The following is a 26,028-nucleotide window of genomic DNA, read 5'->3' as shown; positions in this document are numbered from 1 at the left end:
GAGGCGGGATGTCCGAAGGACATGGAGAGGATGTCCGATTCGAGGTGCTGGGGCCGCTGCGCGCGTGGCGGGCGCGCGACACCCTGACCCTGGGGTCCGGCCGGCAGCGGGTCGCCTTGGCCGTCCTGCTGCTGCACGCCAACCGGCCGGTGAGCCGCGACAGGCTCATCGACGAGCTGTGGGGCGGCCGCGTCCCCGCGTACGCCGTGAACCTGCTGCAGAAGCACATGTCGAGCCTGCGCGCCGGGCTGGAGCCGGGCCGGCGCGGGCGGGCGCCGTCCGGGACGCTGGCCTGGACCGAGGCCGGGTACGTGCTGCGCGTGCCCTCGGGCGGGCTGGACCTGGAGGTGTTCGAGCAGGAGGTCCGCCGCGCCAGGGAGGCGCGCTGCGCCGGTGACCTGCGGCTCGCCTCACACGCCTTCCACGAGGCGCTGCGGCTGTGGCGGGGGCCGGTGTGCGACGGGCTGGGCAGCCCGTTCGTCGACATGATGCGGGACCAGCTCGACGAGCGGCGGGTCGGCGCGATCGAGGACTGCATGGAGGTGGACCTGGCGCTCGCGGGGCCCGGCACCCCGCTCGACACGGCGGTGGGCAGTCAGGCCGACCTCGTCGCCGAGCTGCGCTGGCTCGTGGCCCACCATCCGTTGCGCGAGCGGCTGCACGGCCTGCTCATGCTGGCCCTGTACCGGTCCGGGCGCCAGGGTGAGGCGCTGGCGGCCTTCCATGACGCGCGGCGGCGGCTCCGCGAGGAGCTGGGCGTCGAGCCGGGCGCCCTGCTCCAGGGCCTCCACCAGCGCATCCTCGCCGCCGACCCCGACCTCATGACCCTCTCCGCTCCCCCGTCCCAGCCGGAGGTCCTCCCCATCGTCTCGCCGCCGCGTCCCGCCCCGGCACCGCACCACCCGCCCGACGAGACACGGAAGCCCTCGGCAGGCCGCCGCCGCGCCACTGCGCGCAGCACGGCGGCGAACGGCACCGCGACCAGCGGCTCAGGAACCGGCGGCGCGGAGGCCGGTGCGGCGGGGAGGGGGCGGCGGGTGGCGCGTCCGTGGCTGACGCCCGCGCAGCTTCCGCACGACGTGCCGCGGTTCGTCGGCAGGGAGGCGGAGCTGGAGCGGCTGGACGCGTTGCTCGCCGACGGCCACGACCACAGCGGCGCCGTGGTGCTCACCGGCATGGCGGGCGTCGGGAAGACCGCGCTGGCGCTGCACTGGGCGCACCGCATTCGCGACCGGTTCCCCGACGGTCAGCTGTACGTGAACCTGCGCGGCTTCGGCCCGACGGTGACGGCGATGGAGGCGGCGGAGGCGATCCAGGGGTTCCTGGAGGCGTTCGCGATCAAGCCGGACCAGGTCCCCGCCGGCCTGCACGCGCGGGCCGCGCTGCTCCGGAGCCTGCTGGCGGGCCGCCGGATGCTGATCGTGCTCGACAACGCCCTCGACGCCGAGCAGGTCCGCCCGCTGCTGCCCGGCGCGCCCGGCTGTCTCGCCGTGGTGACCAGCCGGGATCGGCTCACGGGCCTGGTGGCGGTCGAGGGCGCGCACGCGTTCGTCGTCGACCTGCTGCCGAAGGAGGCGGCCCGCCTGCTGCTCACCCGGCGCTCGTCCGCCGGCCGCGCGGCGACCGGCCCTGGCGAGGCGGCGCTGGACGAGATCGTCGCGTACTGCGGGCGGCTGCCGCTCGCCCTGTCCATCGCCGCCGCCCGCGTCGCCACCGGCCCGTGCCTGCCGTTCGCCGCCCTGGCCGCCGAGCTGCGCGGGGCCCGCGCGCGGCTGGATCCGTTCGACGGAGGCGAGCAGGCGACGGACGTGCGGGCGGTGTTCTCCTGGTCCTACCGGCGGCTCACCCCGCCGGCGGCGCGCCTGTTCCGGCTGCTCGGGCTGCATCCGGGCCCCGACTTCACCCCGGCCGCCGCCGCGAGCCTGGCGGGGCTGCCGCCGCCCGACGCCCGCCCGCTGGTGGCGGAGCTGGCCAGGACGAGCATGCTCAGCGAGCGGGTTCCCGGCCGGTTCGCCTGCCACGGGCTGCTCCGCGCGTACGCGTGCGAGCTGAGCGACGCGCACGACAGCCGGGACGAGCGGCGGACGACCCTGCACCGCCTGCTCGACCACTACCTGCACAGCGCCCACCAGGCGGGCCGGATCCTGCGGCCGGGGCGGGGCACCGACGACCTGCCCGCGGACCTGCGCCCCGCCCTGCCGCTGGTGACGCCGGAGTCGCCGGCCGACCGGGGCGCGGCGCGGACGTGGTTCACCGCCGAGCACCTGGTGCTGCTGGCGGCGGCCCGCCGGGCGGCGGAGGCGGGCTTCGTCACGCACGCCGGGCAGCTGGCCCGGACGGTGGCGTCGTTCCTCGACCCGCGCGGGATCTGGCGGGTGCAGGTGGACCCGGCCTCCCCCTGAGGCGGGTCAGCTCGTGACGCCGGTGAGCTCGTTCGGAAGCTGCGGCAGGGACGTGCTCCTGGTGACCTTGCCGGAGGCGAAGTCGACCGCGTGCAGCTTCTTGCCCTCCGGGTCGCTGACGTAGACGACCTGGTCGCGGACGAAGATGTTCGGGCGGGGCCGCTGCCAGTCCAGGGGCTCCTTCCAGGCGTCCAGCACCTTGATGGTCCTGACGACCTTGGCCGCGGCCGGGTCGATGACGTGGACGGCGCCGTCGGTGCCGAGGACGAGGGCTTCGCCGCGCGGGCCGCGGGCCAGGGAGCGGAACGTGTAGCTGGTGCCCAGGTCGACCAGTTTGAGGGTGCCGGTCCTGGTGTCGATGAGGGAGATCCGGGTGGGGCGTTCCAGCTCGGCGTCCGGGTCCTTCTTGTAGTCGCCGAGGACGATCGGGGACAGGTCGGAGCCGGCCTGGTTGCCGATGCGGCCGTACTCGTCAGGGCTGTCGATCTTGGTGATCTCGCCGTTCCTGTAGAGCAGGACGCCGTCCTCGCAGCCGAGCACGACGGCCTCGTCCTGGGCGGTGGCCTCGCCGTGCACGCCGGGGCAGTCCTCGCTGCGGGTGATCTCCTTGCGGTCCTTGTCCAGGACGAGGATGCCGGTGCGCTTCTCCTCGGTGCCGAGGGTGACGACGAGCTCGCCGTTCTCCAGCTGGATGGCGACGCCGTGGTGCGCCGTGGCGGCCCGGTACACCTCGCCCTTGGGCAGGCCGGCGGCCAGCTCGTCGGGGTCGAACAGGGTGACCTCGCCGGTGCCGTCGGCGAACAGGGCGGTGGTGCCGGCGTGCCGCACCACGTGGCCCGGCTTCGAGCCCTTGAACTCGTCGTCCTTGAGCGTGGCGGAGGCGGCGTCGAGGACGCGGAAGCCGGTCGCGGTGGAGACGAGCACGTGCCGGTCGTCCCCCGCCGGGTTGACGCGGTTGTATCCCGGCAGGGGGAGGTCCTTGACCAGCTCCAGGCTCTGCCCGTCGAGGACGTACAGGCCGCCGTCGTGGGTCAGCACGAGGGGGGCCGTCACCGTCGTCGAGGGCTGGGCGGCGGGCGCCGGCGTGGCAGACTGGGCGGCGGGTGCGGCCGCCCGCGTCGCGGGCTCCTGCCCGCTCCCGCAGGCGGTGAGCAGGAGGGCGGCGGCGAGCAGCGCCGCGGGGGCGGCGGCGGTCCGGGTCATGGTGTGGTGCGCCTTTCTGTAGCGGTTTCAGCGGCCGTCGAGGCCGTCGACGATGGCTGTGGTGTTGCTGCGGACCATCTCCAGGTACGTGGCCGCGCCCGGCGACCTGCGGCTCAGCGACTCCGAGAACAGGGGGACGACCTTGACGTCCACCCCCGCCTCCGAGGCGAGCACCCGGGCGAGCCGGTCGGGCTGGGCGGAGTCGGCGAAGACGGCCTTGACGCCGGTGCGCCGGATCGCGTCGCTGAGCGACTTCAGGTCCGACGCGCTGGGCGAGGCCAGCGTGGTGCCGCTGGGGATCACGGCGCCGACCACCTGGAAGCCGTAGCGGCGGGCGAAGTAGCCGAAGACGTGATGGTTGGTGACCAGGCGGCGGGCCCCGGCCGGGAGGGTGGCGACCTGCTGCCCGACCCAGGCGTCGAGCCGCTCGACCTGCTGCCGGTACGCGGCCGCGGAGGCCCGTACGGCGGCGGCGTCCACGCCGTCCACGTGCGCGACGACCTGGCCGGCGATGAGGTCCACGGCCTTGGCCATGCGGGCCGGGTCGGTCCAGAAGTGCGGGTCGGGCTGCCCGGCCGTCTCGTCGGCGGTGAACGCGATCGGGTCGACGCCCTCCGCCACGGCCAGCGCGGGCACGCCGGCCCGCCGGGCGGCCTCGACGTTGCGTAGCACGCCTTCCTCCAGGCCGAGCCCGTTGTAGACGATCAGGTCGGCGGTCTCGATCCGGGCGGCCTCCCGCGCGGAGACGCCGAAGGAGTGGGGGTCGGAGTCGGGCCGCATCAGCACGGTCACCTCGGCCTGGCCGCCGACCACGGCCTTGGTGACGTCGCCGAGGATGTCGGTGGTGACCACCACCCGGGGCGGGGACGCGCCGGTGGCCGCGCAGCCGGTGGCCGCCAGGGCGAGCGCCGCCAGCAGGCCGAGCAGCGCCCTCATCGGCCGGTCTCCGTCAGGTGGGCGGGTGCGAGGTCCGTGGTGAGCGTTCTGGCGCGGCGCAGGCCGTCGTTGTAGTCGATCTCGTGGACGGCCTTGGCCGCCGGGTCGTTGACGTAGGCGCGGGCGGTGTCCACGTGGATGGCCGCCGTGGCCGCCGGTGCGGTGAGCAGTTTCGTCCTGGCCGTCTGCTTGCCGGTGCGCGGGTCGTGCGCGCGCAGGACGCCGTCCCTGGTGAGGGACAGGACCGGGGTGTCGTCGCCGGTGGCGTTCACCGCGAGGACGGGGCCCGTGCGCAGCAGCCGCCACGTCGCGGCGGTCACGTCGAGCACCCAGACGCCCTGGTCGCCGGCCTTCGCCGCCAGCGTGGAGCTGCCGGGGCGGTGCAGGAACGCCCGCGCGCGCCCGGCCTCCGTGGTCCCGCGCGGGTAGCGGATCTTCTCGCTCTCGAAGGTGCCGTTCCGCTCGGTGACCAGGAGGGCGCCGTCGGCGCAGCCGAGGACCACGCCGCGCCGGGTGACCGCCGTTCCGGCCGGGTCCGCGCACGTCCCGACCTCGCTGCCGGGCTCGCCGGTCCTGGGCCTGACCTGGACGGCGCCGTCCTGCGCGACCAGCAGCCGCTCCCCGTACGGGACGACGGCGTCGGCCGTCAACCGGCCCGTCTCGGCCCGTTCGCCCCGGTCCAGGCGGGTGCGGTCGAGCAGCGTGACCGTGCCGTCGCCGGAGCGGACGGCGGTGATCGCCGCGTCACCGGTCACCTCGTACGGCGGGCGGCCGGCGATCGTGCCGAGGTCGCGGGCGGGGGCCCGGTAGTAGTGCACGTGGTCGCCGTGGTCGACGGTCCAGCCGCCGCTGTCGATCACTTGGAGCGTGCCCTGGGCCGTGGTGAGGAAGGCGTAGCGGCCGGTCCCCTCGATCGCCCGCACCTTCGCGGCAGGGAGCTTGGTGGTCCGGCCGGTCACCGGGTCGAGCACGTGGGCCTGGCCCGTCTCGCCGTCGGACAGGACGAGGCGGAGCTGCGGCTCGGCCGTCTCCTCGGCCCCCTCGACGTACCCGTGCGGGGTCTGCGCCGGCTCGGCCGCGCCGCCTTTCTGCGCGCAGCCCGCCAGCAGGATCCCCGCCGTGAGGATCGCGATCGCCCTGCTCACCGGGCCACCGCCAGGGGACGGCGGCGCAGGAAGTCGCCGAGCGCCGACAGGAAGAACAGCCCCACGGCCACGGCGGCGATGGTGGCGCCGGCGGCGGTGGCCGCGTACCAGGACACGATCAGCCCGGCCACGGTCGAGACGATGCCGAGCAGCGCCGCCCCCAGCATGATCGTCGGGATGCGCCGCGCCCACAGCGCGGCGGCGGCCGGCGGCCCGATCAGCAGGCCGAACACCAGCAGCGTCCCGACGATGTGGAACGACGCCACGATCGCCAGCGTGACCAGCCCCAGCAGCAGGACGTGCGCCACCCCCGGCCGCATCCCCAGCGTGTGCGCCTTGCGCGGGTCGAAGGCGAGCGCCACGAACGGCCGGTGCCCGAGCGCCGCGACCACGGCCGTGACCGCGAGCGCCACGCCGAGCCCCGCCAGGTCCTCCCCCGTGACCGCCAGCACGTCGCCGAACAGGAACCCGGTCAGGTCCACCGCGAACGACCGGGAGTGCGAGACCACGATGACGCCCAGGGACAACATCCCCGCGAACAGCAGCCCGATCCCGGTGTCCTGCGACAGGCGGGCGGAGCGGCCCAGGACGCTCACCCCGTACGCCATGCCGCCCGCGCTGAGCAGCGCGCCGATCAGGATGTCGACCCCCGCCATGGAGGCGAGCGCCACGCCGAGGAGCATCCCGTGCGACATCGCGTCGCCCAGGAAGGCCATGCCGCGCAGCACCACCCACGTGCCGGCGAGCGCGCAGAGCAGCGACACGAGGACGCCGGCCCAGAGCGCTTGCCGGACAAATGACACCTGAAAGGGATCGAACAACCAGTCCATGCGCCAGGACTCTACAATGAAAACCGTTGTCGTTTCCAACTAGAGCCATGCGAGGGTCATGCTGGAGGAGCGCGTGGAGACGCACGGAGCCGCCGGCCGGAGGCGGTCACGGGCACGCCGAGTTTCTCGTCCATGGCGCGCCTCCCGCTCAGGTGGACGCCTGCTCAAACGCGGCGGTGAGCTCGTCCGTCGTGGTGATGGCGTGGGCGAAGGTGGGGCCGTTCAGCTCGTGGGCGGCGTGCATCATCTCGGGCAGGAACGCGGCGGTGGCGTCCCGCACGAGCGTGACGTGGTAGCCGAGCTCCATGGCGAACCGGCCGGTGGACTCGATGCAGGTGTTGGCCAGCAAGCCGATGAGCACGACGTGGCTGATGCCGTGCTGCTTGAGCTGGAAGTCCAGGTCGGTGTTGGCGAAGCCGCTCTGCGCCCAGTGCTCGCGGGCCACCACGTCGCCCGGCCGCGGCCGGAAGTCGGGGTGGAACTCGCCGCCCCAGGTGCCGCGGGCGAAGCTGTGCCGCTCCATGATGCCGCGCTGGGTGGGATTGGGGTGGTCCCATGTCTCGTAGTCGCCCGGCTCCCAGCGGCGGTGCGGCACGATCATCACCCGCAGGCCCGCCCCGCGCGCGGCGGCGACCACGGCACGCAGGTGGTCGAGCAGCCCGACCTGCTCGGCCACGGGCCGCACGCGCGGCCATATCTTGCCGCCCTCGGACAGGAAGTCGTTGTACGGATCGACCAGCAGCACGGCCGTACGGCCGGGGTCGTACGCCTGGAACATCACGGGTGCTCCTCGCAGGTAGGGAAAGGCGGGGTCAGCTCGTCGAGGCGCCGGCCGCGGTCAGCTCGTCGAAGTCCTCCTCGGTCAGCTCCAGCCCCGCGGCGGCCACGTTCTGCTCCAGGTGCTCGACCGACGACGTACCGGGGATGGGCAGCATGACCGGCGAGCGGTGGAGCAGCCACGCGAGCGCGAGCTGCGACGGCGTCGCCGATCGCCGGGAGGCGATGGCTTCGAGCGGCCCGCCGGGCTTGGCCAGGCCGCCGGTGGCCAGCGGGAACCACGGGATGAAGGCGATCCGGTGCCGCTCGCAGTGGTCGAGCACGCTCTCGGCCGAGCGGTCGGCCAGGTTGTACAGGTTCTGCACCGACGCGATCGGGGCGACGGCGCGGGCCTGCTCGATCTGCTCGACGCTCACCTCCGACAGGCCGATGTGCGCGATCTTCCCTTCGTCCTTCAGCGCCCGCAGCTCGCCGACCTGGTCCTCGACCGGCACGTCCGGGTCGACGCGGTGCAGCTGGAACAGCGGGATCCGGTCGAGGCCGAGGTTGCGCAGGCTCATCTCGCACTGCTGGCGCAGGTAGGCGGGCCGGCCGACAGGCGTCCACTGGTCGGGGCCCTGCCGGGTGAGGCCGGCCTTGGTGGCGATCACGATGTCCTCGCCGTACGGGGCGAGAGCGCGGCGCAGCAGCGGCTCGGCGACCCACGGGCCGTAGGAGTCGGCGGTGTCGAAGAGGGTGACGCCGAGCTCCGCCGCCCGGCGCAGCACCCGCACGGCCTCGTCCGGATCGGCCGGCGGCCCCCACACGCCGGGGCCGGTGAGCTGCATGGTCCCGTAGCCGAGGCGGTTGACGGGCAGGACGTCCTCGATCATGAACTGGCCGGATGCGGCAGCCGTCGCAGTGGTCATCACGGCTTCCCTTCTGTCCGCCTCCGGCTCGGGCCGGGGCGCGCTGGTGATGGAAGCCGGCGGGGACCGCTGAGGTGCCGCCGCCGGCGGCACACCACCCGCGCCTGCCCAGCGCCCCCGCGCCTTACCTCAACGTCCGGCAAAGCCCTGCGGACGTGCGGCCAAAGCCTGTGCGAGCGTCCGGCCAGGGCGCGCCCGGGCCGCGGCGGGCGCGCTCTCCGGGCTCAGGTGGTGATCCTGGCCAGCACGATGCCGCCGACGATCAGCGCGAGCGCCGCCATCCTGCCCACCGAGACGGGGTCGTCGTTGACCACGATGCCCAGCGTGATCGCGCCGACCGCGCCGATGCCGGTGAAGACGGCGTACGCGGTGCCGACCGGCAGCGTGTTCATGGCCCGCGACAGGAGCCAGACGGCGACGGCCATCAGGGCCAGGGAGACGAGCGTGGGCAGCGGGCGGGTGAAGTTCTGCGTCGGTTTGATGCTCTGCGACCAGGCCACCTCGACGAGCCCGGCCAGCAGCAGGGTCAGCCAGCTCACTGCGCCGCCTCCTTGAGCGCCGCGGCCAGCGACTGCTCGTGCTGCTCGCGCAGGTGGGCCAGGGCCGGGTCGAGGCGGGCGTTGACCAGCTCGGCGTGGATGAAGGTCACGTCCTCCACGCGGAAGTGGCCCTTGAAGAAGTCGCGCAGGTAGCGCTCCTGGTGGTCGTACGGCTCGCGGGGCGTGCCGGGGCCGTACGCGCCGCCGCGCGCGCTGGTCACCACGAACGAGCGGCCTTCGAGCGACATCTTGGGGAACGTGATCTGGTCGAGCCACGCCTTGAGCGTCGAGGGGATCGAGTAGTTGTACATCGGCGTGCCGATGAGGATGACGTCCGCCGCGACCACCTCGTCGAGCAGCGGCTCCACGACGGCCCACGCGGCCTGCTGGGCGGGGGTGCGGGCCGCCTCCCGGTAGCGCGAGATGTCGGTGATCTCGTGCTCCAGGATGTGGTCGCACAGCTCGGTCCAGGCTTCGCCGATGTGCGGCACGGGGTGCGCGGCCAGGTCGCGGTAGACGTAGCGGGCGTCGGGGTGGGCGGCCCGCCAGGTCTCGGCGTACACGCTCGACAGTTTCCGCGAGAACGACGCGTGGCGGCGGGCGCTGGCGTCCAGGTGAAGCAGCATGATCTCTCCTCGGCACAGATATGTGGACACGCTGTCCAGATGACTATAAGCGGACATTGCGTCCACATACAATGGGGGCATGGAGAGAGCCGACGCCGCACGCAACCGCGCACGGATCCTGGAGGCGGCCGCGCTGCTGTTCGCGGAGCGGTCCCCGCAGGACGTGACGATGGACGACATCGCCAAGAAGGCCGGAGTGGGCCGCGGCACCCTCTACCGCCGCTACCCCGACCGGGCGTCGATCGCCGTCGCGCTGCTCGACGAGCACGAGCGCGCCCTCCAGGAGCGCCTGCTGCGCGGCGAGCCGCCGCTCGGGCCGGGAGCGCCGCCCGCCGAGCGGCTCGCGGCCTTCTACGCCGCCATGGTGCGCCTGCTGGAGGACCACTCCCACCTGGTCCTCGGCTCCGAGGTGGGCCGCTCACGCTTCGAGACCGGCGCGTACGGGTTCTGGCGCGCCCACGTGCGCGCGCTCCTCGTCGCCGCCGGCACGCCCGGCCGTGACGCGCTGGTGGACGTGCTGCTCGCCCCCCTGGCCCCCGAGGTGTACGACTACCAGCGCACCGTGCTCGGCCTCACCACCGAGCAGATCACCCGGGCACTGACCAGGCTCACGGCCGTTCTGGACGGGTGAGGCCCGGCCCGAAGCGCAGCGGAAGCGTCTCCGGCCCCTGGATGCCGAGCGGCCCCGGCCAGGCCGGCGGCCCCATCAGGGACGGCGGCCCCAGCCGCGCCGCCAGCACGGACAGCGCCTCCCCCACCTCGACCCGCGCCAGGGCCGCCCCCAGGCAGTGGTGCGGGCCCCCGCCGAACTGCAGCGACGGCAGCTCCCTGACCTCGGTGATGTCGAACCGGCCGGCGTCCTTGTACGCCCGAGGGTCGCGCTGCGCGGCCTTCACGCACATGGTGAGGTACATCCCCTTCTCGACCGCGAGCCCCTTGTAGGTGAAGTCCTCGGCGGCGAAGCGGTAGATGCTGGTCGAGGACGGCTGCCAGCGCATCACCTCCTCCACGGCCTGGGATACCAGCTCCGGCCGCCGCCCCAGGAGCACCCACTGCTCGGGGTGCCGCGCGAAGACGACCATGGCGTTGGCGAGCTGGTGGCGGGTCGTGTCGTGGGCGGCGAAGACGAGGGTGACCAGCAGGTTGCGCAGCTCCTCCCGGCTGACCTGGCCGTCACCCGCCTGGTAGGCCGCCACCAGGTCGGAGCTGAGATCGTCGGACGGCCGGACGAGCTTGTCGTCGATCAGGTGGTCGGCGTAGTCGTTCAGGCCGTCCACCGCGCGCTCCAGCCGGGCCACGACGTCGCCGCCGCCCGACAGGCTGAAGATCAGGCCGAGGTCGGCCGTCCAGGTGCCGAACAGGTCGTAGTCCTCGGGCCGGACGCCGAGCAGCCGGCACATGACCGCCAGCGGCAGCCGGATCCCGAACTCGGCGACGAAGTCGTGCGTGCCGCCGTCGTCCAGGCCGTCGGTCAGCTCCTCGGCCCGCTCCCGCACGAACGGCCGCAACCGGGTGATCCGGCGGGCCGTGAACGCCTTGTTCATCAGGCCGCGCAGGCGGCGGTGCACGTCGCCGTCATGGTTGACGATCATCGGCACGAACCAGTCGTGGATCGGACCGCTGGTGATGCCGTGCATCTCCAGGTAGCGCCGGCCGTCATGGGTCAGCCGCCGGTCGCGCAGCAGGTCACTGGCCTCCTCGTAGCGGAGCACGAGCAGGCCGAAGGGGCTGTCGGCGTACCAGCTCTCCGCCTGCGCCGCGTAGACCTCCGGGGCGTCGAAGTCGAACGCGGGGTCCAGGACGTCGAGGAACGGGACGTTCGGGGCTGCGGGTGTCGTCACGCCATCCTCCCGGCGGGATCGTCTCCTGCGTCGATGCGTGCCCCTCCAGGGTCTTCCGGCATCGCCCGCCGGGAAAGTGACGCTTCACTGCCTCCGTGAGCGCCGGTCAGGTCTGCGGTGAACGCAGACCTCCCCGCCGCACGCTCATCACGGCCCGCACGCCCCGGTGGTCGCTCCCCGGGGTCGCGGCGCCCGCCAGCACAACGGGCCGGTGCCGGTGACCGTCCGTGACCGGGATCAGTGCGAGGTGGCGGCGGCGAGGCGGTGGGCGGCCTCGACCAGCTCGTCGCGGTCGGCGGCGGCGGCGAAGCTGAGGCGGAGGTAGGCGGCCGGGAGCTCGGTGGCGAAGTAGCGGTCGCCCGCGCTGACGGCGACGCCGTGCCGGAGCGCCGCGTCGGCGACAGTGCCGGCGCCGTGCGGGAGGCGGGCCCACAGGTGGAGCCCGCCCCTGGGCGGGCCGATGAGGGTCCAGTGGGGCAGCTCGCGCGAGAGGGCGCCGGCCAGGGTGGCGCAGCGCTCGCGCAGGGCCGCCGCGAGGGAGCGGACGTGCCGGTCCCAGGCGGGTGAGCTGAGGAGTTCGAGCGCCGTCTCCTGCAGCGGGCGGGTGACGAAGAAGTCGTCGACGAGGCGGATGGCGCGCAGGCGCTCCATGACGGGGCCGCGGGCGGCGAGGGCGCCGATGCGCAGGCTGGGCGCCGCCGGTTTGGTGAGCGAGGTCAGGTGGATCACGGTGCCGTGGCGGTCGTCGGCCAGGAGGGGGCGCGGCATGGGGGTGCCGTGGCCGAGGTGGCGGGCGAAGTCGTCCTCGATGACGAACGCGCCGGCCGCCCGGGCGGCGTCGATGACCTGCGGGCGGCGGTCCGGCGCGAGGACGGCGCCGGTGGGGTTGTGGTAGGTGGGCTGGCAGTAGAGGAGGCGGGCGCGGGTCAGGGCGAACGCGTCGGCGAGGAGGTCGGGTCGCAGGCCGTCGGCGTCCATGGGGACGGGCACGGGGCGCAGGCCGGCGGCGCGGGCGGCGGCGATCGCGCCGGGGTAGGTGGGCGACTCGACGAGGACGGGGTCGCCCGGCGCGGCGATGGCGCGGAACGTCATGGACAGGGCGCTCTGCCCGCCGGAGGTGATCAGGAGGTCGTCGGCGGTCAGGCCGCCGCCGATCATGGCGGCGAACACGGTGCGCAGGGCCTCCAGGCCGGTGGCGGGGGCGCGGTCCCAGGCGTCGGGGCGGCGGGCGGCGCGGGCGAGCGCGGCGGTGAGGATCCGGGTGGGCTGCAGGGAGCGGTGCAGGTAGCCGCCGTCGAGCAGGATCGTGCCCGCGGGCGCCGTGCCGGCGGTGCCGGTGAGCAGCCGGGTGTCCACGCTGCGGTCGGCGAGGGTGACCGTCTGCCAGGCGGTGTCGGCCACGTCGGTACGCCGCCGCGCCCGGGCCGTCACGTACGTGCCGCTGCCCGAACGGGTCACGACCAGGCCCTCGGCGGCGAGCATGGCGATGGCCCGCGCCACGGTGCCGGGCCGACCTGGTAGCGCCGGATCAGCTCGCGGCTGCTGGGCAGGCGGTCGCCCGGCGCCAGCCGGTCGATCATCGCCCGCATCGCGACGGCCAGCTCCGCCGAACTGCTACTATCCGACATGAGAGACGATAATAGCGCTTCCGTAATTTCGACAGAATCGCTTCTGGACATCGCGGCCCTGCGCGCCGACACCCCGGGCGCCGAGCAGGTGGTGCACTTCAACAACGCCGGCTGCGGCCTCCTGGCCGCGCCCGTGCTGGCGGCGATGGTCGAGCATCTACAGCTCGAAGCGAGCATCGGCGGCTACGAGGCGGCGGCCGCCCGCGCCGAGCAGGTCCGCGGGTTCTACACCGAGCTGGCCGCGCTGATCAACTGCGCTCCCGGCAACATCGCCTTCGCCGGTAGCGCCACCCACGCCTTCTCCACCGCGTTGTCGGCGATCCCGTTCGAGGCCGGCGACGTCATCCTGACGACCCGCAACGACTTCATCTCCAACCAGATCGCCTTCCTGTCCCTGGGCAAGAGGCTCGGCGTGCGCGTCGTGCACGCCCCCGACCTGCCGGAGGGCGGGGTGGACGTGGCGGCCATGGCGCGGCTGATGCGCGAGCACCGCCCGCGGCTGGTGGCGGCCACGCACATCCCCACCAACTCCGGCCTGGTGCAGCCGGTCGCGGAGATCGGCCGGCACTGCCGCGAGCTGGGCCTGCTGTACCTGGTGGACGCCTGCCAGTCGGTCGGCCAGTACCCGATCGACGTGGCGGAGATCGGCTGCGACCTGCTGACCGCCACCTGCCGCAAGTTCCTGCGCGGGCCGCGCGGCTCGGGCTTCCTGTACGTCTCCGACCGCGTCCTGCGCGAGGGGTACGAGCCGCTGTTCATCGACATGTACGGCGCCCGGTGGGTCGCGCCGGACCGCTACCAGCCGGTCGAGACGGCCGCCCGGTTCGAGGACTGGGAGTTCCCGTACGCCATCGTGCTGGGCTGTGCGGCCGCCGCCCGTTATGCCCGGCAGGTCGGCATGGACGCCATCGCCCGCCGCACCCCCGCCCTGGCCGCCGGGCTGCGCGACAGGCTCGCCGGGCTGCCGGGGGTGCGCGTGCTCGACCGGGGCCGGCGGTTGGGGGCGCTCGTCACGTTCGCCGTGGACGGGTGGGAGGCGGAGCCGTTCAAGGCCGCCATGGACGCGCGCCGGATCAACTCGGCGCTCAGCTTCCGCCACTTCGCGCAGTTCGACTTCGGCGACAAGGACGTGGACTGGTGCCTGCGCCTGTCACCGCACTACTACAACACCGAGCAGGAGGTGGACCAGGTCGTCGAGGCGGTCGCGGATCTCGTCACCGGGCGGCGGGCCCCGTAGCCCCAGGAGGACCTCGAGGGACGAGCTCTATGATCGGGTTCGTCCTGATCACAGAGATGCGGAGAAGATGTCGATCCCATGCGCCGTGCCATGGTCCTTCTGGGTGGTCTCGCCCTCGCCGTCGGCGCGTTCGTCCTCTTCTACCGGGGCCCGGGGCAACCGTTCATCCGCGGCTACGTGAGCGACGTCGTCGCGACCATGCTGGTCTACGCGTTCCTGGGGCTGCTGTGGCGCACCACCGCCGTGCGCCGCGCCCTGGCCACGGCCGCGGTCGCCGCCGGCGTCGAGCTCTACCAGATGGTCGGCATGACGCCGCCGGGCATCGGCGGTGTCCTGGTCGGCGCGTTCCCCGACCCGTGGGACCTGGTCGCCTACGCCATCGGGGTGGTCGCGGCTCTGGCCTGGGAACGCCGATGGGTCCGATCCGGTGATCAGCCCGGCTGACTCCCGGACTGTACGCGCCGCCTAGGAGGACCACAGGGAGAGCGGGGCCGTGCAGAGGGTCTGCTCGGCGCCGTACTCCTCGAACGTGCGGACCGGCCGGAAGCCCAGGCGGGCGGCGAGGTTCATGGAGCGTTCGTTCGCGGTCTGCGTGACGAGCACGACCGGCTGGTCGGGCAGTTCGCCGGCGGCGGCGCGCAGCGCGGCCGTCGCCGCCTCGAACGCGAGCCCGGCGCCCCAGGCGCTGCGCCGCAGGACGTAGCCCAGCTCCAGCTCCTCGCCGGCCTGCCCGGTCTCGCCGGGCGGCCGGTGGGAGAGCATCAGCGTGCCGAGGAAGCGGTCCGTCGCCCGGTCCGCGATGGCGTAGTTGCCGGGCCTGGTCTCCCCGCCGCCGGCCAGGACCTGCTCGAAGCGCTGCTCGGCCTCGCTGCGAGGACGGGGGCCGCCGAGGTGGGACTGCACGTCGGGATCGGTCGACAGCTCGACGAACGCCTCCCGGTCGGCGGCGCGCAACGCCCTGCGCAGCAGGAGCCGCTCCGAGGAGATCTCCGCGGCGGAAAGCGTACGCACGTGGCTCATAGGCCCGTGATCATAGAACATGGGCCCAAGGCCCGGGGACGGCCGGGCCCCCGCCGCGGAGGTGGCCCAGTGACGGATGACCAGGTGGAGGTGCCGCTGCTCAGCGCCCGGGGCGTGGTCGCCCGCCGGGGCGGGACGGTGCTGCGCGCGGCGGGCCCGTGGTCGGCCACGGTGCAGGCGTTGCTGCGGCACCTGGAGGAGGCCGGGTTCGAGGGGGCGCCGCGCGTGGTCGGCAGCGGCTTCGAGCCGGGCTCCGGGCGTGAGACGCTCACCTTCGTCGAGGGCGGCTTCGTAAGGCTGGGGCAGTGGAGCGACGAGGCGGCCCACGCGCTCGGCCGGCTGCTGCGCGACCTGCACACCGCCACCGCCACCTTCGCCGAGCCCGGCGACGCGACCTGGCAGCCCTGGCACGGACGCGATCTCGGGCGGCGGCCGCGCGTGTTCGGCCACTGCGACACCGGCCCCTGGAACGTCGTGGTCCGCGGCGGCCTGCCGGTGGCGTTCATCGACTGGGAGGTGGCGGGGCCCGTCGATCCGCTGGTCGAGGTGGCGCAGCTCTGCTGGCTGAACAGCCACCTGCACGACGACGAGGTGGCCGCGCTGGCCGGCCTGCGCCCGCTCGCCGAGCGGCTGCACGTGCTGCGCCTGATGATCGACGGGTACGGGCTGACCGCCGGGGATCGCGAGGAACTGGTCGAGCACATGATCCTCGTCGCCGTGCAGGACGCCGCCGCCCTGGCCCCCGTCACGATCACGCCCCAGGCCGGCGGCGAGCCCGGGCCGTCGCGGAGCGTGGTGCACGGCATGGCGTGGCGCCTGCGCAGCGCCGCCTGGATGCAGCGGCACTGGGACGTCCTTGAGCGCGCCGTCCGCACCTGAGCCCTCTCAGGCTTGAATCCGCATGGAAAAGGCACGTTCCACAACCGGTCAAGGCGCTCAGGAAATCTCCTTGAATAACCGGGCGCAGTTCAGTGGATCTCCGTGTGGCGAGGCTCCGGCCGCCGTGCCACACTGACAGTGACGACAAGTCAATGCCGTCGCAGGGAGCACGAGGTGATACAACGGCAAATAAACGCGGGCGGCAGCCGGAGAATTGCGCAGCGTGATCGTTCGGGCGGTATCAACGGTCAGCTCACACTGGGCTCCGACACGGTTCCAGGACGCCTGAGCCTGCGTTTACCGGAAAACACGCAATTGTCGACGTGGAGCCAGATCGGCCAGCGGATCCTGCTCATCGGCAACTCCACCGCCTGGTGGCTGGGCGACTGGCTCATATTCGGCCAGGACAAGTTTCCCAAGCGTTACCAGCGGGCGATCCAGGAGACGTCGCTCGACTATCAGACATTACGGAACTACGCGTGGGTGGCGCGCCGGTTCCCGGTGTCCCGTCGACGGGACACGGTGAGCTTCCAGCACCACGCGGCGGTGGCCGCCCTTCCCGAGGCCGAGCAGGACCTCTGGCTCGACCGCGCCACGGCGTTCGGGTGGTCGCTGCGGGAGCTCAGGAAACAGCTCAGAGCGGCCCGCGCGGGCAGCGCCGCGGCGGCCGACAATGTGGAGGCGACGCTCCGGCTGAAGGTCAGCCAGGAAAAGGTGAAGACCTGGCAGGCGGCCGCCGCGGCGGTGCACCAGGACGTCCTGGAATGGATGGTGGCCGTCATGGACCGGGCCGCCGGCGACGCGATCGATCCGCCGGATTCCGCGGCCCCGGGAAATGAATATCCGCCGGTCGGCGCCGCCGAGGATTGACAGGATATTCCCGGATATTCATAATCGCACGCAAGTTCACCGTGGTCCGCGGAGGTCCTCGGCCGCACAACCCCGCCCCGTCGCATTTCGGGCGAGCGCGCGTCATGCAAAAGCCGACGGCCTCCGGTCGCCGGTGCCGCCGATTTCCGCGATTACCCGGATCGGTCGCATCCCCGTTTCATGGAGCATGGCTCGAGAGCAGAGGAGAATGCGTATGACCGCGACGACGGACCGGGTGCTGGACGGAGACCGCGCCGCCACGATCATGGCGATGGTCACCGCGCGCGCCTGGCGGGATCCCGAGTACAAGGACCGGTTGCTGCGCGAGCCGGCCGCGGTCCTCACGGAGGAGGGCCTCGACGTGCCCGAGGGGATCGAGCTGCGCGTGCTGGAGGACACGCCGGCGGTGCGGCACGTCAACCTGGCGCGCGAGGCGGGCGACGTCCGGCAGGTGATCGGCGGCCTGCCGGGCGCGCTCGAGGTGCCCGAGGGCGGCGAGCTGCGGCTGGTCAGGAACTCCGAGCACGTCCGCTACATCGTCCTGCGGACGCCGCCGGCGGGGATCGACCCGGCCATGACCTCCGAGACGACGCTCAGCCACCACACCGCGCCCTTCATCTGGGCGGTCGAGGCGGTCGTCGTCGGGTCGACCGTGAGCATCGTGGCCGAGGTGGTCGGCGCCGTCGTCCTGACCTGACCCCGCCGCACCGAGCAGAGGCTCGACGAGAGAGAAGGAAGAATGGCGCGAGAACCGCTGGACACCGTCTTTCCCCTGCTCGGTGAGCTCTCGGACGTCCCGGCGAGCTACCTGCGGGACGTCGCCCACACCAAGCGGGCCCTCGAACGCTGGACCATGGATCCGGCCTTCCGCGCGGCGTTCGAGGCCGACCCCGAGGCCGCGCTCAAGGACCTGGGCAGCCCGCTGCGGCCCGGCGAGGTGACGCCCTTCCTCGACCCGGCCGGGAAGGCCGCGATCAACGGGCCGCGCCGGTCCGAGTACCCCGCGTCGGTGCTGCGGTACTGCGCGTACATCCAGGAAAAGATCGCCCACCGGGAGCGGCTGCGCCGCGAGGGCGAGCCCGCGAACCGGACCATGGCGGCCTGGCGGCGGCGGCAGATCAACCGGTGCCGCGGCGAGCTCGGCGCGCACCGCGCGGACGCCATCGTGCACGCGCCCGCCGCCTTCGAGCTGTCGAAGGGCTGCACCGTCGGCTGCTGGTTCTGCGGCGTGGCCGCTCCCCGGTTCGACCACACCTGGCCCTACACCGAGCCGAACGCGGCGCTGTGGCGGGGCGTGCTCGGCGCCCTGCGGGAGGTGGTGGGCGACTGCGCCGCCCAGAGCTTCCTGTATTGGGCGACCGACCCCCTGGACAATCCCGACTACGAGCGGTTCCTGGTGGACTTCCACGAGGTCATGGGCCGCTGCCCGCAGACCACGACCGCGCTGGCGCACGCCGACGTGGAGCGGACGCGGCGGCTGCTGCGCCTGACGAGCTCGATGGGCTCCGCCATCGACCGCTTCTCGATCATCTCGATCAACTGGCTCGACCGCGTCCACGAGGCGTTCAGCCCTGAGGAGCTGCTGCGCGTGGAGTGCGTCCCGCAGAACAGGGAGGCGGCCATCCCGCAGGTGAAGGCGAACGCGGGCCGGGCCCGCAAGTTCTCCCGCAAGCGCGGGGACGAGCTGGTGCCGCCCGGCGAGGGCTCGACCATCGCGTGCGTGTCGGGCTTCCTGTTCAACCTGGTCGAGCGGTCCGTGCGGCTCATCACGCCCTGCGACGCCACCGACCGCTGGCCGCTCGGCTACTGGGTGCTCGACCAGGCCGAGTTCGGCACGCCGGGCGAGCTGCGCGACGTCCTGCAGTCGATGATCTCCACGCGCATGCGGCCGGCGCTGCGCGTCGAGGACACCGTGCGGCTGCGTCCCGGCCTCCTGCCCGAGGTCGAGAACGGCGAGCTGCGGCTGACCTCGCGCGGCAACCGGGTGGTCATCCGCGACCAGCCCGGCCCGGCGACCTGGCCGCCCTGTTCACCGGCGGGTCGTGCACCGCCGCGGAGCTGGCCCGGAGCAGGCGGCACACCGCCGGCGTGCCGATGGAGGAGACGTTCGCCCTGCTGGACTTCCTGTTCGCGGAGGGCTGCCTGGACGAGGAGCCCTCGGCCGACACCGACCCGGCCGTGTACGCGGTCCGGTAGAGCGCTGGGAGACCCTGCCGTGGACGTATGCCTCGTTTCGATGCCGTACGCCGGGCTGCCCCGCCCGTCCATGGGGCTGAGCCTGCTCAAGGGCATCCTGATCGCCGAGGGCGTCGAGACCGTCGTCGCCAACGCCAACCTCTGGTTCGCCGAGAGCGTCGGCCTGGAGCTCTACCATCTGTGCGCCAACCACGCGCCGACCGAGTTCCTGATGGGCGAGTGGACGTTCGCCGACGTGGCCTTCCCCGAGGCGGAGTATCCGGGCGCCCGCGACGGCGACGAGCGGTACCTCGCGCAGATCGCCGACTCCTGCGGCAGGTTCTTCGGCGCCTATGGCCGTGATGGCGGTGACCGGCTGGTCGCGGACCTGGTGTCGTTGCGCGAGATGGCGACGAAGTTCGTCGACGAGGCCGCGCGCCGGGTGCTGGCGAGCGGGGCGCGCGTGGTCGGCTGCACGTCCACGTTCGAGCAGCACGCCGCCTCGCTGGCCCTGCTGCGGCGGGTCCGCGAGCTGGACCCGGCCGTGATCACGATGATGGGCGGGGCCAACTGCGAGACCGTGATGGGCGAGGCCACCCACCGGTGCTTCCCGTGGGTGGACTACGTCGTCTCGGGCGAGGCGGACGGCCTGATCGCCGGCCTGTGCCGCCTGGTGCTCGCGCAGGGCCGCGACGTCCCGCCGGAACAGCTGCCGCCCGGCGTCCTCGGCCCCCGTTCGCGGGAGGGCGGCGGGGCCGGTTTCCGTGCGCGCGGGCCCGGCGTCCTCGACCTCCACGTACGGAGACCTCGCGGCAAGGCGCTCCCCCGTGCCCTGTTCCGCGACCTGGACAGCCTGCCGGTGCCGGAGTTCGACGACTACTTCGCGGAGGTCGCGGCCTCGCCGCTGCGCCCCAACATCCGGCCGGGCCTGCCGCTGGAGACCTCGCGCGGCTGCTGGTGGGGCGACGTGCACCAGTGCACGTTCTGCGGGCTGAACGGCAGCAGCATGGCCTTCCGCTCCAAGTCGCCCGAGCGGGTGCTGGCCGAGGTGCGCGAGCTGGAGCGGCGCCACGGCATCAGCGACTTCGAGGTCGTGGACAACATCCTCGACATGGCCTACTTCCGTACGGTGCTGCCCAGGCTCGCCGCCGACGACCGGCCGCGCCGGCTCTTCTACGAGGTCAAGGCGAACCTCACCCGCAAACAGGTGGAGCTGCTGGTGCGGGCGGGGGTGACGTGGGTGCAGCCCGGCATCGAGAGCCTGCACAGCGAGGTGCTGGCCCTCATGGACAAGGGCGTGCGGGGCTGGCAGAACGTGCAGCTGCTCAAGTGGGCCCGCGAGCTGGGGCTGCGGCTGTCGTGGTCGCTGCTGTGGGGTTTCCCGGGCGAGCACGACCACTACTACCGGACCATGGCGGGCTGGCTGCCGCTGCTGGAGCACCTCCAGGCCCCGAACGGCCTGTCCAGGCTGCGCTACGACCGCTACAGCGTCTACCACCAGCGGGCCGGGCAGCTGGGGCTCACGCTGACGCCGATCTCGGCGATGGCGCACGTCTACCCGCTGGATCGGGCGGACCTGGACGACCTGACCTACTTCTTCACCGCCGAGCCAGAGTCGGACACGCTCGACCTGGCCGCCTTCAGCCGGGCCGACGTGCGGGAGCGGCCGGGCACCGTGGCGGTGTACGAGGCGGTGCGCGAGTGGCGGGCGGCCTTCCGCCGGCACCTGCCGCCCATCCTGTCGCTGGTGGACCGCGACGGCGTCCTGGACATCATGGACTCGCGCGGCTGCGCCCGCCGGTGGCGGACGACGCTGAGCGGCCTGGCCCGCGCGGTGTACCTGGCGGCGGACGCGGCACCGCGCGCCGACCGGATCGCCGACGCCGTCAACCGCGACTTCGACGTGCGGGCCTCGGCGGACGAGGTCCGAGAGGTGGTGGACGAGCTGGTGGCCGACCGGCTGGTGCTGCCGATCGACGGCCGGCTCGTGGCGCTGGCGGTGAAGGGCGACCTGCCCGCCCTGCCGCAGCACACGGAGTTCCCCGGCGGGCACGTCAGCGCGGACCCGTCCTGACAGGGATCACTGCAGGCCCGCGTGGTGGCGTTTCGCCTCCTCGATCTCGGCCTCGGTGAGGTCGCGCGGCTCGACCGTGGTGACCAGCCGCCAGCGGCCGTCGACCGGGCAGCGGGCGAAGCGCCGGGAGCCGAGCCGTACGGCGCGCAGGGAGAAGAACGGCGCCCACTGCGCCGTGTAGAGGTGCCCGTCGGAACAACGGACGATACGATCCGGAATCATTCCCATGTCGTTTTCTCCAGGAAATCGTCAGGAGTCGAGCACCGTTTCCGGCCGGAATTTCCCGGCGACGATCGCCACCGCCGCGACGGTAATGACCACGGTCACCCCACCGGCCATGAGAAAGAGTTTCACCGGCCCCAGGGAAACCGTCCCGTAAAGCAGCGCCAGCAACGTGCCGAGGGCCGGCAGCAATGCCAGGCCGTTTCCGAGACTGCCGCCCGCGACATTCACGCCCGCACCCAATTGGGTGAGGCGCGGAAAGAGCAGGCTGACCATCAGGGTCAGCCCGGCGCTCGCCCACGCGCACAGCAGGGGCAGCAGCAGCGCGAGCGTCAGGTATCCGGCGTCGAGCGTGAGCCGCGCGCCGCTCAGGAGCAGCACGACGGTGATCGCCAGCGCGCCGGCCGCGGTCATGACCGCCCAGAAGCCGGTGGCCACGACCAGGGCGTAGCCGAGCACGGCGGCGGCGATGCCGCCGGGCGTGTACGGCGCGCTCAGCAGCTCCTCCATGCCGCCCCTGCTCACTTCGGAGCCGACCAGCCCCTGCACGGAGCGGGTGACGCCGATGGCGCCGAACAGGGCCGCGAGCCCGGGCGTGATGAGCAGCAGCAGCCCGACGACGACCATGTTGGCGTCGGCGCCGTAGCGGGCGCCGACGGCGGCGGCCACGGCCGCGCCCTTGATCCCGTGCCCGGCGACCAGCGGCAGCACGCTGAGCACGACAAGGAGCACGACGAACGGCACGACGGCGGACAGCAGGTCGCGCACGCCCTCCCTGCGCACCCGCCACAGGATCGCCCCGCACAGGGCGAACGCGCCCGGCACCCCGCTCACCCCTGAAGATGCAGGTAGACGTCCTGCAACGGGTTGCCGGCCGCCGTGGCCTCGCGGATCCCGACCCCGTCGCGCACCAGCGCCGCCACCAGCCTCTCCGTCTCCTCCTCGCCGGACACCTGGACGGTCGCCCCGTCGTGCCCGTGCGCCTCGGGCGCGTAGCCGAGCCGCCGCAGCGCGCCCAGCAGGTCGCCGTGGCCGCGCACGCGCAGCCGGTAGCCCTGGCCGACCAGCCGCTGCCGCAGCTCGCCCGGCTCGCCGCGGGCCACCACCCGCCCCTGGTGCAGGACGGTCACGTCGTCGGCCAGCTCGCTCGCCTCGGCCAGCTCGTGGGTGGAGACGACGATGGTGCGCCCGGCGTCGGCCAGCAGGCGCAGCCGCTCGCGCAGCCCGGCCGCCATGCCCGGGTCGAGCCCGGCGGTGGGCTCGTCGAGCAGCAGCACGGGCGGGTCGCCGAGCAGCGCCTTGGCCACGCCCACCCGTTGCGCCTGCCCCCTGCTCAGCGAGCCCGCCTTCTGGCCCGCGATGTCGGTGAGCCGCATGGTATCGATGACCTGCTCGACGCGCCGCTGCCGCGTGGGGGCGGGCAGGCGCAGCACCCGCGCCCAGTAGCCCAGGTTGTCGGCGACGCTCAGCCGGGGCGCCAGAGCCGCCCGGTGCGCCGCCAGGCCGACGAGCAGCTTGGCCATGGCGTCGGCGTACGGGTCGGCGCCGTCGACCAGCACGCCGCCCGCGCGCGGCGGCAGCACTCCCGACAACACCCTGAACAGGGTCGTCTTACCGGCGCCGTTAGGGCCGAGTAAAACATGGAGCCCGGGGTCGTAATCGAGCCGCACTTCATGCAGGACGGCCGGGCCGCGGTAACCGGCGGACAGGCCCGCGGCGCTGAGCACAGCCATAAAACTCACTCTATCAAGAACGGTCGCTGGGCAGCCGATGAACGCCTTGCTAAGGTAATGGCAATTTCTCCCGCACGCCCGCGTACGAAAAAACGCGAGAAGGAGGCGGCCGGTGGATCTCACCATTGTCGTGGGCACCGGGCGGTGCGGCTCGACATTGTTGTCCCGCATCCTGCGCGAGCATCCCGACGTGCTCAGCGTCAGCGAGTTCTTCTCCACGCTGGGCGTCGGCAGGAAACTCCCGACCGGGGAGCTGGACGGCGCGGAGCTGTGGGGCCTGCTGTCGGCGCCCGCGACCTTCCTCGACGCCCTGATCAGGGACGGGCTGAAGCCGCCCGAGCTGTACTACCCGTACGGGAAGGGCCGCTTCGACCCGGCGACCGGCGTGCCGGTGATCTGCCACAGCGTGCTGCCGCTGCTCACCGACGACCCCGACGGCCTGTTCGACCGGCTGGCCGCCGAGATCCCTTCCTGGCCCCGGCGTCCGGCCGCCGACCAGTACCGGCACGTCTTCCGCCTGCTCGCCGGCCTGTACGGGCGGCGCTTCGTGATCGAGCGCTCCGGCGCCTCGCTCGTCATGGTGGAGCGGCTGCGGCGGCTGTTCCCCGAGGCGCGCTTCGTGCATCTGCACCGCGACGGCCCCGACTGCGCGCTGTCGATGAGCCGGCACCCGTCCTTCCGCTGGCAGACGCTGGCCATCTCGGCCGTGCGCGCCGCCGGGCTGCCGCCGACCGCCACGCTGGAGGAGGTGGAGGCGGCGCTGCCCGCGCGGTTCCGCGGCCTGATCTGCCCGCCCTACAACGCCGACCTGCTGATGGGCTATCCCATCCCGGTGCACGTGTTCGGCGCGCAGTGGTGGTCGGCGATGGTGTGCGACGGGGTGGCGTCCCTGCGCGAGCTGCCCCGGGAGGCGTGGATCTCGATGAGCTACGAGGCCCTGCTGCGCGGGCCCGAGGCGGAGCTGCGGCGGCTGGCGGAGTTCGCCGGACTGCCGGTGCCGGCGCGGTGGCTGGAGGCGGCGCGCCGCCTGGTCGATCCGGGCCGGGCGGGCCGGGCGCGGGCCGATCTCGACGCCGAGTCGCTGGCGGCACTGCGCGCGGCGTGCGAGCCGGGCGCGGCCGCGATCGCCGCCGCGGAGCACGCGCTCTCCTGAGCCGATCCTCTCCACCCTCTACAATGAAAACCGTTGTCAGTTTCAGGTGGAGGGCGCATGAAGGTCACCGACGCGGTCGTGCTCAGCGAGGTCACCGCCGGCTACGGCCGCAGGACGGTCCTGCGCGGCCTGTCGGCCCGGCTGCCCCGTCCGGGCGTCACCACGGTCGTCGGCCCGAACGGCTCCGGCAAGTCCACCCTGCTCGGCGTGCTGACCGGGATCATCCGCCCGGCGGGCGGCACGGTCGACCTGGGCGGCGCCGGCCGGATCGGGTACGTGGCGCAGCGCGACGCGGTCTCCGACGCGCTGCCGATCACGGTGCGGGAGGCGGTGTCGATGGGCCGCTGGGCGTCGCGCGGCCCGTGGCGGCGGCTGACCGCGTACGACCGGGCGGTCGTGGAGACCTGCATGGCGGCGCTCGACCTGACGCCGCTGGCCGCGCACCGCCTGAGCACGCTGTCGGGCGGCCAGCGCCAGCGCGTGCTCCTGGCCCAGGGGCTCGCGCAGGAGCCCGACCTGCTCCTGCTGGACGAGCCCATGACCGGCCTCGACGCCACCGCCGCCCGGCAGATCGCCGGCGTGCTCGACCAGGAGCGGGCCCGTGGCGTGACGATCGTGCACGTCACGCACGACCCGGCGGCGGCCCTGCGCGCCGATCACTGCCTGCTGCTCGACGGCGGCCGGCTGCTGGCCGAGGGTCCGCCCGCCACCGTGCTGCACCGCTCGGACCGGCCGGCCGGGTGACAACTCGGACCGGCCGCCAGAGTGACGGCTCAGACCGGCCGGCCGGGTGACGGATCGGCGCGGGTGGCGCGGTCGAACAGCTCGACGAGCTCGTCCGCGCAGGCGTCGGCGTCGAGCCCGTCGGCCACCCGCTCGGCCATCGTGTCGAGGCAGGCGCGCAGGGCCGCCGCCATCACCGCGGGGTCGAACGCGCGGAAGGCCCCCGTGCGCTGCCCGTCGGCGAGCAGCCCGGCCAGCCGGGCGAGGGCGGCGTCACGCTCCTGCCCGCCCACGGGCGCCTGGTTGAAGGCGATCTGCCGCACCGCGCGCACGTGCCCGGGATGGCGGGCGACGAAGGCGAGGTTGGCTCTGATGAACGCCTCGAGCTGGGCGCGGGCGCCGGCGGCGGCGTCCAGCGCGGGGCGCATGAAGGCCGCGGCGTCGGCGACGACCTGCTCCACGACGGCTTCGAGCAGCCGGTCCTTGCTGGCGAAGTGGTAGGTGATGAGGCGTTTGCTGCTGAGCCCGGCCCGCTCGCAGATGGCCTCGAACGTGGTCTCCGCGTAGCCGCGCTCGGCGAGCACGGCGATCGCGGCGGAGGCGATCTGCGCCCTGCGCGCCTCGGTGGCCGCCTGACGGGTCCCGGAGCTTCTCATGTCACCCCAGCTTGCCACCTTTGGGGTACGCCTCCCGCACGGCCCGCCGGTTGACGATCAGCGCGACGGCGGCGACGAGGACGCCGACCACGGCCTGCTCCGCCTTCATCCAGCCGGGGTAGCCGCTGTCGGGGGCGAGCAGGATGAGCACGATCCCGAGGGGCGCGGCGACGCTGACGAACCGGATGCGCACGTACGCGGCCCTCCTGCCTCGGGCGGCCTGCCCGGTCAGGGCGACGAGCCAGACGGAGGCAGCGGCCACGGCGGCGCCGCGCAGCCACATGACCCAGTTGCCGCCGACGACGGCGGTGACGCCGAGCGTCGCGACGGAGATGGCGAGGACGGCGACGAAGAGCGCCCGCACGGACGCCCATTTCTTATCCATGCGGATAAAGTTATCCGGCCGGATAAGAAACCGCAAGACATGGCGACACGGCCGACCTGCCGGCGG

The 26,028-nt window shown here is 73.4% G+C and carries 27 protein-coding genes; 10 read left to right on the top strand and 17 right to left on the bottom strand.

Going from position 1 to position 26,028, the window contains the following annotated elements:
• The first annotated feature begins 8 nt into the window (after positions 1-8).
• Positions 9-2,402, top strand: coding sequence for an AfsR/SARP family transcriptional regulator (locus KIS93_RS02045; protein ID WP_080037793.1), 2,394 nt, complete (start codon positions 9-11; stop codon positions 2,400-2,402).
• A gap of 6 nt (positions 2,403-2,408) precedes the next feature.
• On the opposite strand, the gene aztD is transcribed toward KIS93_RS02045, so the two are convergent.
• The 8 genes from aztD to KIS93_RS02005 all read right to left on the bottom strand — a co-directional run bounded on the left by aztD (position 2,409) and on the right by KIS93_RS02005 (position 9,366).
• On the bottom strand, positions 2,409-3,605 hold the full coding sequence (gene aztD, locus KIS93_RS02040; protein WP_080037792.1) for a zinc metallochaperone AztD: 1,197 nt from the start codon (positions 3,603-3,605) through the stop codon (positions 2,409-2,411).
• A 27-nt stretch (positions 3,606-3,632) separates the two neighbouring features.
• Positions 3,633-4,541 carry a zinc ABC transporter substrate-binding protein AztC gene (gene aztC / locus KIS93_RS02035; RefSeq protein ID WP_080037791.1) on the bottom strand — a complete coding sequence of 303 codons (909 nt, stop codon included), beginning with the start codon at positions 4,539-4,541 and terminating at the stop codon, positions 3,633-3,635.
• On the bottom strand, positions 4,538-5,686 hold the full coding sequence (locus tag KIS93_RS02030) for a WD40 repeat domain-containing protein (RefSeq protein WP_080037790.1): 1,149 nt from the start codon (positions 5,684-5,686) through the stop codon (positions 4,538-4,540). Before KIS93_RS02030 ends, aztC begins: the two co-directional genes overlap by 4 nt.
• A complete protein-coding gene (gene aztB, locus KIS93_RS02025; RefSeq protein WP_080037789.1) occupies positions 5,683-6,516 on the bottom strand; it encodes a zinc ABC transporter permease AztB in 834 nt (277 codons plus the stop codon). Before aztB ends, KIS93_RS02030 begins: the two co-directional genes overlap by 4 nt.
• Before the next feature lie 148 nt (positions 6,517-6,664).
• Entirely contained in the window at positions 6,665-7,294 is a 630-nt protein-coding gene (locus KIS93_RS02020; protein WP_080037788.1) for a cysteine hydrolase family protein, read from the bottom strand.
• 34 nt (positions 7,295-7,328) lie between these two features.
• On the bottom strand, positions 7,329-8,201 hold the full coding sequence (locus tag KIS93_RS02015) for an aldo/keto reductase (RefSeq protein ID WP_080037787.1): 873 nt from the start codon (positions 8,199-8,201) through the stop codon (positions 7,329-7,331).
• A 224-nt stretch (positions 8,202-8,425) separates the two neighbouring features.
• The gene (locus tag KIS93_RS02010; RefSeq protein ID WP_080037786.1) at positions 8,426-8,740 is read right to left on the bottom strand and encodes a DMT family transporter; all 315 of its coding nucleotides are present in this window, start codon (positions 8,738-8,740) and stop codon (positions 8,426-8,428) included.
• On the bottom strand, positions 8,737-9,366 hold the full coding sequence (locus KIS93_RS02005) for an FMN-dependent NADH-azoreductase (protein ID WP_080037785.1): 630 nt from the start codon (positions 9,364-9,366) through the stop codon (positions 8,737-8,739). The genes KIS93_RS02010 and KIS93_RS02005 overlap by 4 nt, the downstream gene beginning before the upstream one ends.
• 79 nt (positions 9,367-9,445) lie before the next feature.
• Here KIS93_RS02005 and KIS93_RS02000 point away from each other — a divergent pair, with 79 nt between their 5' ends.
• Positions 9,446-9,997: a TetR/AcrR family transcriptional regulator gene (locus tag KIS93_RS02000; RefSeq protein WP_080037784.1), complete on the top strand. Its 552-nt coding sequence runs from the start codon at positions 9,446-9,448 to the stop codon at positions 9,995-9,997.
• Here the strand turns inward: KIS93_RS02000 and KIS93_RS01995 are convergent.
• The 3 genes from KIS93_RS01995 to KIS93_RS64430 all read right to left on the bottom strand — a co-directional run bounded on the left by KIS93_RS01995 (position 9,975) and on the right by KIS93_RS64430 (position 12,835).
• Positions 9,975-11,207, bottom strand: coding sequence for a cytochrome P450 (locus tag KIS93_RS01995; protein ID WP_080037783.1), 1,233 nt, complete (start codon positions 11,205-11,207; stop codon positions 9,975-9,977). The genes KIS93_RS02000 and KIS93_RS01995 overlap by 23 nt on opposite strands.
• A 237-nt stretch (positions 11,208-11,444) precedes the next feature.
• Positions 11,445-12,707: an aminotransferase-like domain-containing protein gene (locus KIS93_RS01990; RefSeq protein ID WP_246005157.1), complete on the bottom strand. Its 1,263-nt coding sequence runs from the start codon at positions 12,705-12,707 to the stop codon at positions 11,445-11,447.
• Positions 12,662-12,835 carry a helix-turn-helix domain-containing protein gene (locus KIS93_RS64430; protein ID WP_246005156.1) on the bottom strand — a complete coding sequence of 58 codons (174 nt, stop codon included), beginning with the start codon at positions 12,833-12,835 and terminating at the stop codon, positions 12,662-12,664. Before KIS93_RS64430 ends, KIS93_RS01990 begins: the two co-directional genes overlap by 46 nt.
• On the opposite strand from KIS93_RS64430, the gene KIS93_RS01985 reads away from it, so the two are divergent.
• On the top strand, positions 12,834-14,072 hold the full coding sequence (locus KIS93_RS01985) for an aminotransferase class V-fold PLP-dependent enzyme (RefSeq protein WP_080037782.1): 1,239 nt from the start codon (positions 12,834-12,836) through the stop codon (positions 14,070-14,072). The genes KIS93_RS64430 and KIS93_RS01985 overlap by 2 nt on opposite strands.
• Before the next feature lie 90 nt (positions 14,073-14,162).
• The gene (locus tag KIS93_RS01980; RefSeq protein WP_186403533.1) at positions 14,163-14,516 is read left to right on the top strand and encodes a DUF2809 domain-containing protein; all 354 of its coding nucleotides are present in this window, start codon (positions 14,163-14,165) and stop codon (positions 14,514-14,516) included.
• A 21-nt stretch (positions 14,517-14,537) separates the two neighbouring features.
• Here KIS93_RS01980 and KIS93_RS01975 read toward each other — a convergent pair whose 3' ends face one another.
• Positions 14,538-15,092 carry a GNAT family N-acetyltransferase gene (locus KIS93_RS01975; RefSeq protein ID WP_080037780.1) on the bottom strand — a complete coding sequence of 185 codons (555 nt, stop codon included), beginning with the start codon at positions 15,090-15,092 and terminating at the stop codon, positions 14,538-14,540.
• Between the two features lie 69 nt (positions 15,093-15,161).
• Here KIS93_RS01975 and KIS93_RS01970 point away from each other — a divergent pair, with 69 nt between their 5' ends.
• The 4 genes from KIS93_RS01970 (at position 15,162) to KIS93_RS01955 (ending at position 21,090) form a co-directional block, all read left to right on the top strand.
• Positions 15,162-15,971: a phosphotransferase gene (locus KIS93_RS01970; RefSeq protein WP_155126802.1), complete on the top strand. Its 810-nt coding sequence runs from the start codon at positions 15,162-15,164 to the stop codon at positions 15,969-15,971.
• Between the two features lie 174 nt (positions 15,972-16,145).
• A complete protein-coding gene (locus KIS93_RS01965; protein ID WP_222107177.1) occupies positions 16,146-16,841 on the top strand; it encodes an LmbU family transcriptional regulator in 696 nt (231 codons plus the stop codon).
• A 214-nt stretch (positions 16,842-17,055) separates the two neighbouring features.
• Positions 17,056-17,538 (top strand): nitrile hydratase subunit alpha, encoded by a 483-nt coding sequence (locus tag KIS93_RS01960; RefSeq protein ID WP_080037778.1) that lies wholly within the window; start codon positions 17,056-17,058, stop codon positions 17,536-17,538.
• Between the two features lie 42 nt (positions 17,539-17,580).
• Positions 17,581-21,090 carry a RiPP maturation radical SAM C-methyltransferase gene (locus KIS93_RS01955; protein WP_186403532.1) on the top strand — a complete coding sequence of 1,170 codons (3,510 nt, stop codon included), beginning with the start codon at positions 17,581-17,583 and terminating at the stop codon, positions 21,088-21,090.
• 6 nt (positions 21,091-21,096) lie between these two features.
• Here KIS93_RS01955 and KIS93_RS01950 read toward each other — a convergent pair whose 3' ends face one another.
• From KIS93_RS01950 to KIS93_RS01940, 3 genes are read right to left on the bottom strand one after another with little or no spacing between them, the layout of a single operon-like run.
• Positions 21,097-21,312 carry a hypothetical protein gene (locus KIS93_RS01950; protein WP_080037775.1) on the bottom strand — a complete coding sequence of 72 codons (216 nt, stop codon included), beginning with the start codon at positions 21,310-21,312 and terminating at the stop codon, positions 21,097-21,099.
• Between the two features lie 27 nt (positions 21,313-21,339).
• Positions 21,340-22,146 (bottom strand): hypothetical protein, encoded by an 807-nt coding sequence (locus tag KIS93_RS01945; RefSeq protein ID WP_155126793.1) that lies wholly within the window; start codon positions 22,144-22,146, stop codon positions 21,340-21,342.
• Positions 22,143-23,045, bottom strand: a complete 903-nt coding sequence (locus KIS93_RS01940; RefSeq protein WP_186403531.1) for an ABC transporter ATP-binding protein — start codon at positions 23,043-23,045, stop codon at positions 22,143-22,145. Before KIS93_RS01940 ends, KIS93_RS01945 begins: the two co-directional genes overlap by 4 nt.
• Before the next feature lie 112 nt (positions 23,046-23,157).
• On the opposite strand from KIS93_RS01940, the gene KIS93_RS01935 reads away from it, so the two are divergent.
• Positions 23,158-24,198, top strand: a complete 1,041-nt coding sequence (locus tag KIS93_RS01935; RefSeq protein WP_080037773.1) for a sulfotransferase family protein — start codon at positions 23,158-23,160, stop codon at positions 24,196-24,198.
• A 57-nt stretch (positions 24,199-24,255) separates the two neighbouring features.
• Positions 24,256-24,942, top strand: coding sequence for a zinc ABC transporter ATP-binding protein AztA (aztA, locus tag KIS93_RS01930; RefSeq protein ID WP_080037772.1), 687 nt, complete (start codon positions 24,256-24,258; stop codon positions 24,940-24,942).
• A gap of 29 nt (positions 24,943-24,971) precedes the next feature.
• Here aztA and KIS93_RS01925 read toward each other — a convergent pair whose 3' ends face one another.
• Together KIS93_RS01925 and KIS93_RS01920 are read right to left on the bottom strand one after the other, a co-directional pair.
• Positions 24,972-25,577, bottom strand: a complete 606-nt coding sequence (locus tag KIS93_RS01925) for a TetR/AcrR family transcriptional regulator (protein ID WP_080037771.1) — start codon at positions 25,575-25,577, stop codon at positions 24,972-24,974.
• Position 25,578: 1 nt separating this feature from the next.
• Positions 25,579-25,962, bottom strand: a complete 384-nt coding sequence (locus KIS93_RS01920; protein ID WP_080037770.1) for a hypothetical protein — start codon at positions 25,960-25,962, stop codon at positions 25,579-25,581.
• Positions 25,963-26,028 lie beyond the last annotated feature (66 nt).

Origin of the sequence: [Actinomadura] parvosata subsp. kistnae (genome assembly GCF_900323885.1) — a bacterium.
Classification (GTDB): domain Bacteria; phylum Actinomycetota; class Actinomycetes; order Streptosporangiales; family Streptosporangiaceae; genus Nonomuraea; species Nonomuraea composti.
Note: the sequence above shows the minus strand (reverse complement) of the source record. Positions and strands in the feature narration are given on the sequence as shown.

Excerpts from the sequence above, each read along its gene's own strand:
- KIS93_RS02000 (WP_080037784.1), top strand. The coding sequence starts at position 9,446 with ATGGAGAGAGCCGACGCCGCACGCAACCGCGCACGGATCCTGGAGGCG.
- KIS93_RS02020 (WP_080037788.1), bottom strand. The coding sequence starts at position 7,294 with ATGTTCCAGGCGTACGACCCCGGCCGTACGGCCGTGCTGCTGGTCGAT.
- KIS93_RS01925 (WP_080037771.1), bottom strand. The coding sequence starts at position 25,577 with ATGAGAAGCTCCGGGACCCGTCAGGCGGCCACCGAGGCGCGCAGGGCG.
- KIS93_RS02005 (WP_080037785.1), bottom strand. The coding sequence starts at position 9,366 with ATGCTGCTTCACCTGGACGCCAGCGCCCGCCGCCACGCGTCGTTCTCG.
- KIS93_RS01940 (WP_186403531.1), bottom strand. The coding sequence starts at position 23,045 with ATGGCTGTGCTCAGCGCCGCGGGCCTGTCCGCCGGTTACCGCGGCCCG.
- KIS93_RS01955 (WP_186403532.1), top strand. The coding sequence starts at position 17,581 with ATGGCGCGAGAACCGCTGGACACCGTCTTTCCCCTGCTCGGTGAGCTC.
- aztC (WP_080037791.1), bottom strand. The coding sequence starts at position 4,541 with ATGAGGGCGCTGCTCGGCCTGCTGGCGGCGCTCGCCCTGGCGGCCACC.
- KIS93_RS02015 (WP_080037787.1), bottom strand. The coding sequence starts at position 8,201 with ATGACCACTGCGACGGCTGCCGCATCCGGCCAGTTCATGATCGAGGAC.
- KIS93_RS01950 (WP_080037775.1), bottom strand. The coding sequence starts at position 21,312 with ATGATTCCGGATCGTATCGTCCGTTGTTCCGACGGGCACCTCTACACG.
- KIS93_RS02045 (WP_080037793.1), top strand. The coding sequence starts at position 9 with ATGTCCGAAGGACATGGAGAGGATGTCCGATTCGAGGTGCTGGGGCCG.
- KIS93_RS01975 (WP_080037780.1), bottom strand. The coding sequence starts at position 15,092 with ATGAGCCACGTGCGTACGCTTTCCGCCGCGGAGATCTCCTCGGAGCGG.
- aztD (WP_080037792.1), bottom strand. The coding sequence starts at position 3,605 with ATGACCCGGACCGCCGCCGCCCCCGCGGCGCTGCTCGCCGCCGCCCTC.
- KIS93_RS01920 (WP_080037770.1), bottom strand. The coding sequence starts at position 25,962 with ATGGATAAGAAATGGGCGTCCGTGCGGGCGCTCTTCGTCGCCGTCCTC.
- KIS93_RS01960 (WP_080037778.1), top strand. The coding sequence starts at position 17,056 with ATGACCGCGACGACGGACCGGGTGCTGGACGGAGACCGCGCCGCCACG.
- KIS93_RS01980 (WP_186403533.1), top strand. The coding sequence starts at position 14,163 with ATGGTCCTTCTGGGTGGTCTCGCCCTCGCCGTCGGCGCGTTCGTCCTC.
- KIS93_RS64430 (WP_246005156.1), bottom strand. The coding sequence starts at position 12,835 with ATGTCGGATAGTAGCAGTTCGGCGGAGCTGGCCGTCGCGATGCGGGCG.
- aztA (WP_080037772.1), top strand. The coding sequence starts at position 24,256 with ATGAAGGTCACCGACGCGGTCGTGCTCAGCGAGGTCACCGCCGGCTAC.
- KIS93_RS01985 (WP_080037782.1), top strand. The coding sequence starts at position 12,834 with ATGAGAGACGATAATAGCGCTTCCGTAATTTCGACAGAATCGCTTCTG.
- aztB (WP_080037789.1), bottom strand. The coding sequence starts at position 6,516 with ATGGACTGGTTGTTCGATCCCTTTCAGGTGTCATTTGTCCGGCAAGCG.